We start from the raw sequence: 12410 nt of genomic DNA, 5'->3' as shown, positions 1-12410 counted from the left end.
GTCATACTATTCTCTTTGCACTTTGAGGAGATGGTATGATCTTAATTTTTGAAGAATGATATATACGTAAAACTTTTGAGTAAGAATATAATTAATGAGAGGTTTATAAAACATGTTAGAACTTTATTTAGCAAATATATTAAATATGAATAAAGCAAATTACCAAAGGTTATATTCTGTTATGGATGATTTTATAAAGATAAAAGTGGATGAAATGAGAAAGTTTGAGGATAGACAGAGGACAATATTAGGAAATTTCCTTGTGAAATATTTTATCGCAAAAAAAGTAAATGCCAATATAGAAGATATAAAATTAGAGGAAGATGAATTTGGTAAGAAAAAAATAGTAAATCATGGTGGGTATTGTTTTAACATTTCTCATTCAGGAGAATGGGTATTTATAGGTATTGCAGAATCTGAAATAGGTGTAGATGTTGAAAAAATAGAATCTTTGGATTTCTTGAATATTGCTAGCTATTTTAGTAAGGAAGAAAAAGAATATTTAACAAAATTGGATTCAAAGGTTCTTGAGATGGAGTTTTTTAGGATTTGGACAGCGAAAGAGAGTTATATAAAATATAAGGGGTTAGGTATGGTAATTCCGTTAGAATCATTTAGTGTACCGTTATCTGAAAATGATAATTTTGTTAAAACGTTGTATGAAAAAGAATCAAAAGAGGCATTTGTTACATCATCAAAAATAAATGAAGAATATTATATAAGTGTATGTGCAAATTCTGCTATGGAACAATTAGAGTTAATATATTTAGATTTAAAAAATGAAATAGGATTATCAGATTATTTTTCCTCTATGAATGATGGATAAGGGGATATAAGATATTAATATTTATATTCCTGAAAAAAATGTATTTTCTTGTACAATACAATTTCCTATTAACATAAAAGGTTCGATTATTCGAAAAAGTGAACCTTTACGGATAAAAAACTCCTTAGTTAGAAGGAGGACACTGAAAAAGTCCACTTCATAAGAAAAAGAGGTAACCATCTACTGTATACAGGCGGTTACCTCTTTTTCTTTTTAGATATATTGAAAAGATATATGATATTTTTTCAAAGCTTTCACTTTTTCAGTCGCCTTGCTAGAAGGGGGTGCTTTTTTGATGTAACCCTGAAATAAAGTTTAATTAAACTAACTCTATAAACGATGATAAAAGAGCAAATAGAAAAGTGTGTTTTGAAAAAAGATTGATCAAAACACACTTTTAATATATTCAACTGAATCATTTTTTATAAAAATGTTTGATTATCTTTGTAACCGTTATTCCATTAATTGACCCCTTAATGAAATAACGTGACTGACATTTTTAAACAACACTATTATGTTTTAAATGACTTGATTGTCACTCACACTACCATCGATACTACACCTCGTGAGCCACATTATTAAAGATTTAATGATTTAGTCGAGATGGACTCACTTTTTGAATTTGAACAAGTATGTCAAACGATTTACCTAATGATATATCAACAGTTTTCGGTATGTCAGGGCCTTCGGTAGTTATTCCGGAAAAAATTGGATGTTTTTCGTTTAACCAAGTATTTGTCATTCCGTTTGCTTTACGTAAATCAAGTAAAAATTGGTCATTTTTTACTTGTCCAAAGGTATAGTTATAGCTGTTTGGATCATCTGATTTTAATATTCCATATGGGCCAAATTCACGGTTACTATTATAAACATTATATCGGCCTTCAAAAACAGAGGTTCCAATAGATACATACCGTTTTCTATAATGTTCTGCTAAATGTTGCCCTGCTACTTTAGGGTATATAAAAGGTATCATATTTGTTTTCGAAACGTGTCCATTATGTGCCCATACAATTGTTTTTCCTAGGTTTTCTTCTGTCCACTTCACATTTTCATACATTGCAATATCATGTTTCAAAAAAAAATCCGATGGGTTATCAGGAAATGATGCTGCCATTGTAGTAAACTGCTCGATAATACGGGCAGTTTGTTTTATCCATGCAAACTCTTTGGAACTTCCATTTAGAGTATTTTTATTTTGTTCTAATAAAGCACTGATTTGTTTAGCATCTGAAATATATTTTGCTTTATTTTCTTTCGTAAGGCCGCTAAAGATATTAATATCCTTTGTTACAGGAATAAGGTCTTTTATCTTCTCTTCTAAACTAGGCAAAAGATCTGGATTGTTTCTGTGTACATATTCTGTTATATTATTATAAATATTTTTGCTTACTGATTGTATATCCATCCCAATGACACGCACTTTGGATTTATGCTTTGGATTAGTGTTATATTCTTGTATCCAATTAATAAGATCTAATATCTCTTTCGTGTTAAATTCAGGTGATAGATGTTGGTTTGGGTTCCCTTTACCAGTAAGAACATAACGATCAAGTTTTAAAGCTCTGTCCCATCCCTCTTCTAAAACTAAGTTGGTAAAGCCCTTTTCAGATACTAAATAATGAACAATGCGATGTTTCATTGTAAAAACTTCATGAGCCCCATGCGTAGTTTCACCTAAACCCACGATTGAAGCTGATCCTACCATATCCTTCAGTGGTTTTAAATCATTAAGAGATGCAGTTGGATTAGTTGTTTTTAAAGGCTTTACATGCTCTTCTAACCATTTGGCTATTGGATTAATATTGTAGGGATCTGTAAAGGAAACTTCTGTGTCTGAAGCTACATAAGTATTTTCTGTAAAATTAGTCGATAATATAGTAGACGTAGGAATTGTAGTAGTCATTTTTTTCATAAAAACCTCCTAAAATATTTATTTGAATCAATTTCATAATCCTCAAGTTTAAACGATGGAAAAGCCGCGATTCCTTTATTAAAGGGCTTTCAAGATTGGCTTTCTTCATTGACGATTCAATATGGTACATTGGATGCGGGCTACGATTATGAAGCAATTTATACACAACTTTATCGTATGAAAGCTAAAGCAATCATTGCCTATAACAAGCGAAACGACGGAGAGTTTCTTGAGTTTGATGAACACTTCGCTCCCACTTTCGGAAACATTCGTATCAATATGACAGCTTTGATGACAAATATCCAACCTTGAAATACACGAAACCAAATGAATGTAAAACCTGTCTACTTGCTCATGATTCTCTATGTCAAAAGGTCTATAAAATCAAAATGGAAACGGATATCCGAAAATACAACGCCCTAGGCCCGTGAATCAGAAGCATGGAAAAAGCTCTATAATTAGAGCGGCGCTGTCGAACGAGTAAATGCATACTTAAAAGAATTCTTTCAGTTAAAAAATGGCCGATATCGAACAGGAAAGCAAGTGAAAATCCATTTCGATCTTGTGACGCTTGTTTATAATGCCTCGAAATTGGCTGTAGATCGAATCAATCAAAAAATGAAAGAAATGAATCAAACCGCTTAGTATTTTCAAAAACATACTTCTAAAATTCTGCCATTTCAACTGAGGAAAAGAAACAATTATGAAATTGACTCATTTATTAGTTTTTTGACATGTTCTAAGAGCATCTGTTTGAATCATTAATTCTCCTCTCACAAATTTATTCTATTTCCTAAAACTCACTTATTTCTTAATAGATTCTTAAGAAATCATTAATTTACTCATGCCAATAAAAAAAAAAATAACTTGCCACCTAAAAATATAGGAAGCAGGTTATTTTGTTTTTTATTTTTTAATTACAGGGTTTTGTGTGCTAACAATAAAAAAATATTTGAAAAGATAGTATTAAATAGGACGTTTATATTATCCCGCATTAACCGGCAGTAAGCCCCCCACCTCAAAATTCAGCGAAAGCAAAGAAGTTAGCTGGGGGATCAACTGCCCGTAAAAGCCCGATTGGTGAAGGCTAATAATCAGTGGGGATGAAGCCCCCCACTGATTAAAGTTTCACTTTATCTTTATTATTTCTTTTATATAAAGGGAAAATAAGCAATTAAGAGAACAACTGAAAGTAGCTTATACTGATGTTTGTAAAAATGTACAATAAAAATATTATCTAAAATAATAAAAATTTATTGCGAAACGATAAATTTTATATTAAAATCAAAATCAGAATAAATAAGTGTGGTGCTTTTTATGGAAAAGGTAACAACGTTATTTTTAAAATTAGAGGAGGTATAACTATGGATATTAACAATTTGATTATTGAAAATATGGATAACCCTCATGAGTTGGAGAGAATGTATAGAAAAGACCCGAAAGCTTTTAAAAAGTCATTCTCACAAGCATGGGCCCAAAACCCTGATTCTCAGGTGCTAGGTGCTTGGTATGAAAGGTTGCATTTCAAGGAGACGGCAAATACAGAAGAACCTTCATTGTTTCAAAAAGGTTTCTTATTCATGGGCATTTTAGCTATTCTGGCAGGGCTAAGCACCAGGGTAATCTTCCATTTTGTCGAACAGGGAGCAATTGCTCCAATTAACCTGGCTTTTGGTGTAATTCCTTTTATTGCTGCTTATTTTGTTTACAATAATACTCCGAAAAAAAGTATTATTTATTCTCTTGCAGCGTTGTTCCTAATTTCCGGGTTGTATCTTAATATGTTGCCATTAAATTATAAAGACAGCATGATCCTTGCTTATTTACATCTTCCTATATTCTTATGGGTCTTAGTAGGGCTTGCATTTACAGGGAATGAATATTCAAAAGGCAGTACAAGATTAGCTTATATTAAATTTAATTTGGAATATTGTATTCTCTACGCCAGCATGGCAGTTAGCGGAATGGTACTAGCGGCATTAACCATGCAGTTATTTAGGTTTGTTGACTTGAATATAGAAGACTTCTATTTTAGTAATGTTGTTTTATTTGGAGCTGCTTCTCTCGCTGTAGTGGCTGCATACTTGGTATCAATGAATCTTAAACTTGCTAAGAATATTACACCATACATAGCTAAAATTTTTAGTCCTCTCGTCCTGATCACATTGTTGATCTATCTTATAACGGTTATATGGGTCGGAAAAAATCCGTTCTTGGATCGCAATTTCCTGATGGCTTTCAATGGGATACTCTTTGGTGTATTGGCCGTTACCATATTTTCCATTGTTGAGAGTGACTCAGACGAGAAAAAGAACATTTCAGATTATATAAATTTCTCCTTAATTGTTCTTGCGCTTATTATTGACACTGTAGCTTTGTCAGCTATCGTATTCAGACTTTCTTCTTACGGGATTACACCTAATAGACTTGCTGTTTTAGGAGTGAACATACTGATCTGGGCAAATCTAATTTGGATTATGTTCTCCTATATGCGTTTTCTACAAAATAAATCCGGACCTTCAACTATCCAAGATGCCGTTACGAAGTATTTGCCAATCTACGGACTTTGGGCAGCTTTCGTTATATTTACTTTTCCTATACTTTTTAATTAGAAAGGCTCTGTTAATGTAACGAAAAGTTAATCTTTTATTATATCATTTTTCTTAATGAGTAAGAGACGATAAGTATCGTTAATTCTATAATTTCTCGACAATAAAAACCGTCCCGCAGTGGGACGGTTTTTATTATGTGTATTGCTTTTTTTTCTTAATAAGCAGCAACACTTGCGAAATGCTAGCAAGCACAGGCAATTCAATTAACGGTCCAATGACCAAGGCAAGTGCAATAAGAGGTTCGTCTGGAAAAGCAGTCACAGCAACTGCGAGTGCAACAGGCGAGTTTCTCGCTAATGTTGTTAAGCTTAGGCTTACAGTGTCTTCATAGGATAAATGCATCATACGTCCTACAAACTGTCCTAGTATAAAGTTAATCATGAAGAACAGTAATACTGGTATAAGTAACAATAAAACAACATTCATATTTTGTAATAAGTACTTACCTTGTGAGGCAAACATTGCTAATATTGCTAAACTTAAAAATACAATTTGAGCAGAGCTGAAAAACGGAATGAGTTTATTCTCAAGTGTTTCAACTTTTTTCATTTTATGCATAATGAATTTTGTAGCGTGCGCAAGTAAAAATGGTAAAACAAGTACAATAACGATACTTTCTACTAAAATAGAAATTTCTACTGCTTTCATTACACCAGCAAATAAAAATAAATACACGGGCAGCAATAATACTTGTAAAATTAAATTTACCGGTAGAATTGATGTAGATAATGCGACGTTACCTTTTGCGATCTCTGTGAAAATTAAATACCAATCTGTACACGGAGTAACCATTAACATAATAAAGCCAACCCAAAGTGCTGGGTGATCTGAAAGAAATAAAGCGCCTAATCCCCAAGCGAGAAAAGGTGTCCATATAAAATTAATACCTAGGCTTGTTCCAGCGAATTTTAAGTTGCGGAATCCATTTTTTATATCCTTTAAGGGGATGCTGAGGAATAATCCATAAAGCATTAAAAATAAGAAGGGGACAATAAATTTTTCTGAATACATATGTATCATATTAAATTGTCCTAATATAATCCCAAATATAACAGCTGCAAGAATGATAAAGGTTTGAATCTTTTCTAAAGTACTCATTAATAAATCCTCTCTATAGATGAATTTCCCTTTCTAGTTGTATTATACAAGGTATTTATGTGTTTTTGAATGTATCATTTTGACTGAGGAAATATCTTTATTTAATATTTTTAATCCGAGATACTTTCCTTTTTTAAAAGTTACTTGACTAAAGTAAGTGAGTGTACTATACTCACTTACATAAGGTAATTAAATAAATAAAAGTTAAATGTTCGGTTTAGATAATGTATTTAAATGAGATAGTTTCAGCGATACATGATGAAACCTTTTCTTGGAATAAGATTTTTAATGCTGATGAATAATGAATATGATAAGAAAGTTTAGGTGAAGAGAATGGGATTATTTAGCTCATTATTTGGTAAAAAAGAAGAAAGTACAAAAGTAGAGGAGAATAAAACTATGTCAAAAGTATTATTTGTAAAAGCGAACGATCGTCCAGCGGAGCAAGCAATTAGTTCAAAAATGTATGAAACATTTGTAAGTGCTTATAAGGAAGCAAATCCGAATACAGAAATTACGGAGTTAGATTTATTCGCATTAGATCTTCCGTATTACGGAAATATCGCTATTTCAGGTGGATATAAACGTAGTCAAGGAATGGAGATAACAGCTGAAGAAGAGAAGGCAGTTGCTACAGTAGATAAATATTTAAATCAATTTTTAGAGGCTGAAAAGGTTGTATTTGCGTTCCCATTATGGAACTTTACAGTACCAGCACCATTAATCACGTATATTTCATACCTTTCTCAAGCCGGAAAAACGTTTAAATATACAGCGAACGGTCCAGAAGGTTTAGTTGGTGATAAGAAAGTAGTTGTATTAGGCGCTCGTGGTTCAGATTACTCTTCTGAACAAATGGCTCCTATGGAAATGGCTGTTAGTTACGTTACAAACGTACTTGGGTTCTGGGGAGTTACAAATCCAGAGACAGTTGTAATTGAAGGGCACAATCAATATCCAGATCGCTCACAACAAATTGTTGAAGAAGGTTTAGAGAACGTTAAGAAAGTAGCGTCGAAATTTTAATTAATGATAGTAAATGTAAAAACCAACATGGATGACCATGTTGGTTTTTTAGTCTATTTTCCATGTTAAAAAATGTATATTCATAAAATAAATGAAAAGTTTGAAAATAGTATTGCAAAATATTATATATCAAACTATAATGAGTTCAAGAATAGTTGATACTTAAATTAAATATTCAGAAAATTCAATTAGTTAAAATTGGAAATAAGATAAGGAAATTTGAATGGGGGTTATATTATGGCGAATAAAGTACCGTTTTCGTTCATAGTAGTTATCGGATTAATGTTATTTGCACTATTTTTTGGAGCAGGAAATTTAATATTCCCAGCGATGCTTGGTCAATCGGCAGGAGAGAATGTATGGATTGCTAACGCTGGATTTTTAGTAACAGGAGTAGGTTTACCATTACTAGGTGTATTAGCATTTGGTTTTTCAGGTAAAGATGATTTACAGTCATTAGCAAGTCGTGCTCACCCAGTGTTTGGGATTGTATTTACAACAGTTTTATACTTAGCAATCGGTCCGTTATTTGCAATACCAAGAACGGGAAATGTTTCTTATGAAATTGGTCTTAAGCCGTTTATGCCAGAGGGATTAGGTTCTACACCGTTAATTCTTTTTACAATTATATTCTTTAGTATTACTTGTTTTTTTTCGCTAAATCCTGCGAAAATTGTCGATATTGTTGGAAAAATCTTAACGCCAATTAAATTAACATTCATCGGTATTTTAGTAATCGTTGCTTTTATTCATCCGATTGGAGAAATGCAAGCACCAGTTGAAGGATATACATCACATGCATTTTTCAAAGGATTCCAAGAAGGATACTTAACAATGGACACGCTTGCATCGTTCGTATTTGGGATCATCATTATTAATGCAATTAAAGAAAAAGGTGCGAAAACGAAAACACAAATTATGGTTGTTTGTGCAAAAGCAACACTGATCGCTGCATCTATTTTAGCAATTATTTATACAGCTCTTTCTTATATGGGAGCTTCAAGCGTTGCGAAGCTTGGACATTTAGAAAACGGCGGAGAAGTATTAGCAAAAGTTTCTAACTACTATTTCGGATCATATGGCGGGGTATTATTAGGGTTAATGATTACAGTTGCTTGTTTAACAACAAGTGTGGGACTTGTATCAGCGTGTTCTTCATTTTTCCATAAGCTATTCCCAAATGTTCCTTACAAGGTAATTGCAATTACGTTATGTGTGTTTAGTGCTATTGTTGCAAACGTAGGATTAACACAATTAATCGCAGTTTCTGTTCCAGTATTAACAGCAATTTATCCACTAGCAATCGTGCTGATTTTCTTAACATTCTTCCACTCGTTATTCAAAGGTAGAGCTGAAGTTTATCAAGTGAGCTTAATCGTAACATTTATCATCAGCTTATTCGATGGATTAAGTGCAGCTGGAGTTAACATTGAAGTAGTAAGCCAAGTGTTCACTAAATTCCTTCCGATGCAGGAAGTAGGATTAGGATGGATCTTCCCAGCGATTATCGGTGGATTTATCGGCTATGGTATTAGCGTTGTAAAAACGAAAAATGGAGTGCAACCAGCAGCTGATGCAAATAAGAAAATAAGTTAAATGAAAAAAGTTATAGAATTTTAAAATGTACCCTATAGAATAGACACTGAAAAAAAGTCTATTCTATAGGGTATTTCTTGTATAATGAGAGAAAATTGGGATCGGAGAAAGTTCAAAATGACAAAAAAGCTATTTACAGAAAGAGACATTCAAATTCTATCAAATAACCCCTACATAAAATCTGTAAGTCAGAAAGGTATCACTTATACAGATGAATTTAAGCGTATTTTTATTGAGGAAAATGAGAAAGGAAAACTACCTCGAAATATTTTTGAAGAATGTGGTTTTGATATAGATATGATTGGAATGAAACGAATTATGTCATCAGGAAGTAGGTGGCGTGCTGCTTACAGAAAAAATGGTGTATTTGGTTTGCGAGATACACGCACCCAAAACGCGGGAAGAACTCTTGAGAGAGAGCTTACGTTAGAAGAGAAGTATGCTCGTTTAGAAGCCGAACGGAACTTACTAAAGGCAGAAAATGAATTGTTAAAAAATAAAACTTATGGAAGGGAGGATGAGAAGGAAATAACGTTATCACCTAGTCAGAAATATATCCTGATTCGTTCTGTCATCATAAAATATAACTTAAGAAATATGGTGAGTTATTTGTGTAAAGTAGCTGGTGTATCCCGTTCGGGATACTATAATTATTTTTCCATTTCATCTCAAGAACAACGGAAACAAAAGAACAATCAAGATGAAATCGTGAAAAAAATCATATTAAAAGCACTTCGATTTAGAAATCGAAAGAAAGGGGCTCGTCAAATAAAAATGACATTGGTGGGTCATTTTCAAGTTGTCTACAATTTAAAGCGTATCCGTAGAATCATGAAAAAATATGAGATTATCTGTCCGATTCGGAAAGCAAATCCTTATAAAAGAATGCTGAAAGCTTCAAAAGAACATCGAGTAGTGCCGAATCAATTAAATCGAGAATTTAAACAAAACACCCCAGGAAAAACGCTTCTTACAGATATCACTTATTTAGTTTACGGTAAGAATAAAAGAGCTTATTTATCTACAATTTTAGATGGCTCAACCAATGAAATTTTAGCTTACCATGTTTCAGAACAGATGACATTAGACCTCGTAACAACAACTCTTCATAAACTAAAACGGAATAAGAGGATTCGATTGACTGAAGGTGCATATATTCATTCAGATCAAGGAGCCCACTACACAAGCCCTACCTACCAAAAATTAGTCAAAAAGCTAAAGCTCGGACAATCTATGTCAAGAAGAGGGAACTGTTGGGATAACGCTCCACAAGAATCATTTTTTGGTCATCTGAAAGATGAAGCACATATAAAACCTTGCGAGTCTTTTACTGAGTTGAAACAAGAGATTAAGAAATATATGACGTACTATAATCACTATAGATATCAATGGAATTTAAAAAAGATGACTCCTGTTGGATACAGAAATCATCTTCTTGATGTTGCCTAACTTTTTTAAAAATGTCCTTTACAAAGGGTACAGATTATTTGATTCTATAACTTTTTTTGTTACTATTGATAAGAATAGAAAAAATAAAGTAGTAGGGGAAATAAAATGAAAAAAACAATTGACCATATCGGGATCGCAGTTCGTGATATAGATAGTACGATACATTTTTATGAAAAGGTTTTATCAGGGACTTTAATAGATCGATACGTAAGTGAAGCACCCGGTGTTGAAAGCGAAGTAGCCATTCTTGAAGTTGATGGTGATAGAATCGAATTACTTGCACCGACGAATAACACAACTTCTCCAATAGCACGATTTATAAAGCAAAAAGGGAAAGGTGTCCATCATGTTGCATATCGTGTAGATGATTTAGATGTAGCTTTAGAAGAATTAAAGGAACAGGGTATTCGAACGTTAGAACATACGCTTCGAATGAATAAACATGGTAGAAGGTTAATTTATCTTAACCCAGCGGATACGGAAGGGACGATTATTGAATATTGTGATTATCCGGAAGTGAAATAAAGGAAGTGTATTTTTGTGAAAGGTGTTACGTACTAATGTAACGCCTTTTTATTTGTATACTTTTCAATATTTCGACGAAAGTATTTCGGAATGTTGAATATATATTATGAGAAGCTATCCACTATCCTGTAGGAGTGGGCATGATTTTTTTAGTATTTGCGAGCAAATGGAGCCGACTATAGGGTAAGCAATCCTCATTTTGCACAGTAATATATGAAAGAAAAAGAGTGCTTTATAACCAACTATATATTTTATGCAATACATATAATATAAATTGTGAATTTCATGTATTGGAGAGTGGTTATCTGTGGAGATTTCAAATAGTGCTGAAAATTTTAACGTATTATTTGTTACATCTAGTGTTCCTGTCTATTTTCCGGTGCTAGAGGAATCTATATATAATAGTTTGAAAAAGGCAATTCGTAATGTAACGATGGTAACATACGAAAACTTGGTGAAAACGGCTTTAAAGATAAAACCGGCACTCATTATTGTATTTCATGGTTTTGAAGAAGGGATAATTAAGGGAATTCAAGATTTAAAACAATACAACTTTAAAACTGCACTCTGGCTTACAGATGACCCTTACTTTACAGATGTGACGAAAAACTTAGTGCTTGATTATGATTATGTGTTTACGCAAGATACAGGATGTATTGATTTTTATAAAGATTTAGGTTGTGATAATGTATATTATTTGCCTTTAGCAGCAGAACCTCCTGTATATACGCCGATACTTAGGGAAGAGGAATACATATTTGATATTAGTTTCATAGGGACTGCTTTTGATAATCGGCTCGCATTTATTGATTCAATTGCAGAGTACTTAGTGACTAAAAACACTCTAATTATAGGTTGTAATTGGGATAGACTAAAAAGTTATGAGTTATTGAAAGATAAAATTTTACTTTTACCATTTTTGGTTTACGAAAACAGTATAGGATATTACAAAAAAAGTAAAATCAACATGAATATACATCGCTCGATAGAGGATTTAACATTTAATAGAAATAGAGTAAAAGTAAATGCTTGTTCTATTAATAATCGTACATTCGAAATAGCTAGTACAGGTTCTTTTCAAATGACGGATATTCGTTCAGATTTAGAAAAGTGTTATATTCCAGGGGTACAAATTGAGACATTTACCTCAGCGGTTGATTTTATAGAGAAAGCTGAAAGATATTTATCGAACCCGGCACAAAGAAAGAAAATTGCGATGGAAGGGCTGAAGAGAACGCTAATCGAACATACATATGATAAAAGGGTACAACAGCTGTTAAAAATAATTGAAATGAACCCTAAAAAAGAAAATGAAATTTAAAAATAGGGAAAGAATGTGTTGAAACACAACATATTTAAAGAA

At 32.6% G+C, this 12410-nt stretch carries 9 protein-coding genes and 1 pseudogene; 8 read left to right on the top strand and 2 right to left on the bottom strand.

Annotated elements, in window-relative coordinates:
• Positions 1–112 precede the first annotated feature (112 nt).
• Positions 113–826, top strand: a complete 714-nt coding sequence (locus tag ACE38F_RS18715) for a 4'-phosphopantetheinyl transferase family protein (RefSeq protein WP_215556005.1) — start codon at positions 113–115, stop codon at positions 824–826.
• A gap of 586 nt (positions 827–1412) precedes the next feature.
• On the opposite strand, the gene ACE38F_RS18710 is transcribed toward ACE38F_RS18715, so the two are convergent.
• On the bottom strand, positions 1413–2741 hold the full coding sequence (locus ACE38F_RS18710; protein ID WP_215556006.1) for an erythromycin esterase family protein: 1329 nt from the start codon (positions 2739–2741) through the stop codon (positions 1413–1415).
• A 39-nt stretch (positions 2742–2780) separates the two neighbouring features.
• Here ACE38F_RS18710 and ACE38F_RS18705 point away from each other — a divergent pair.
• Together ACE38F_RS18705 and ACE38F_RS18700 are read left to right on the top strand one after the other, a co-directional pair.
• A pseudogene (locus ACE38F_RS18705) lies at positions 2781–3386 on the top strand (transposase); the annotation flags it as partial.
• Between the two features lie 719 nt (positions 3387–4105).
• Positions 4106–5353 carry a DUF4153 domain-containing protein gene (locus ACE38F_RS18700; protein WP_375369640.1) on the top strand — a complete coding sequence of 416 codons (1248 nt, stop codon included), beginning with the start codon at positions 4106–4108 and terminating at the stop codon, positions 5351–5353.
• 132 nt (positions 5354–5485) lie between these two features.
• On the opposite strand, the gene ACE38F_RS18695 is transcribed toward ACE38F_RS18700, so the two are convergent.
• Entirely contained in the window at positions 5486–6451 is a 966-nt protein-coding gene (locus tag ACE38F_RS18695; RefSeq protein ID WP_375369638.1) for an arsenic resistance protein, read from the bottom strand.
• 333 nt (positions 6452–6784) lie between these two features.
• Here ACE38F_RS18695 and ACE38F_RS18690 point away from each other — a divergent pair, with 333 nt between their 5' ends.
• From ACE38F_RS18690 to ACE38F_RS18670, 5 genes are all read left to right on the top strand, one after another.
• Positions 6785–7477 (top strand): FMN-dependent NADH-azoreductase, encoded by a 693-nt coding sequence (locus tag ACE38F_RS18690; RefSeq protein ID WP_375369637.1) that lies wholly within the window; start codon positions 6785–6787, stop codon positions 7475–7477.
• Between the two features lie 237 nt (positions 7478–7714).
• Positions 7715–9073 carry a branched-chain amino acid transport system II carrier protein gene (brnQ, locus tag ACE38F_RS18685; protein WP_085310473.1) on the top strand — a complete coding sequence of 453 codons (1359 nt, stop codon included), beginning with the start codon at positions 7715–7717 and terminating at the stop codon, positions 9071–9073.
• Between the two features lie 117 nt (positions 9074–9190).
• Positions 9191–10522, top strand: coding sequence for an IS3 family transposase (locus ACE38F_RS18680; RefSeq protein ID WP_462782388.1), 1332 nt, complete (start codon positions 9191–9193; stop codon positions 10520–10522).
• Between the two features lie 105 nt (positions 10523–10627).
• The gene (locus ACE38F_RS18675; RefSeq protein ID WP_085310475.1) at positions 10628–11047 is read left to right on the top strand and encodes a VOC family protein; all 420 of its coding nucleotides are present in this window, start codon (positions 10628–10630) and stop codon (positions 11045–11047) included.
• 307 nt (positions 11048–11354) lie between these two features.
• Positions 11355–12368, top strand: a complete 1014-nt coding sequence (locus tag ACE38F_RS18670) for a CgeB family protein (RefSeq protein WP_033730339.1) — start codon at positions 11355–11357, stop codon at positions 12366–12368.
• The last annotated feature ends 42 nt before the right edge of the window (positions 12369–12410 follow it).

The sequence above is a fragment of the Bacillus altaicus genome, assembly GCF_042136375.2.
Lineage (GTDB): Bacteria > Bacillota > Bacilli > Bacillales > Bacillaceae_G > Bacillus_A > Bacillus_A cereus_U.
This window is presented reverse-complemented; position numbering and strand designations above follow the sequence as displayed.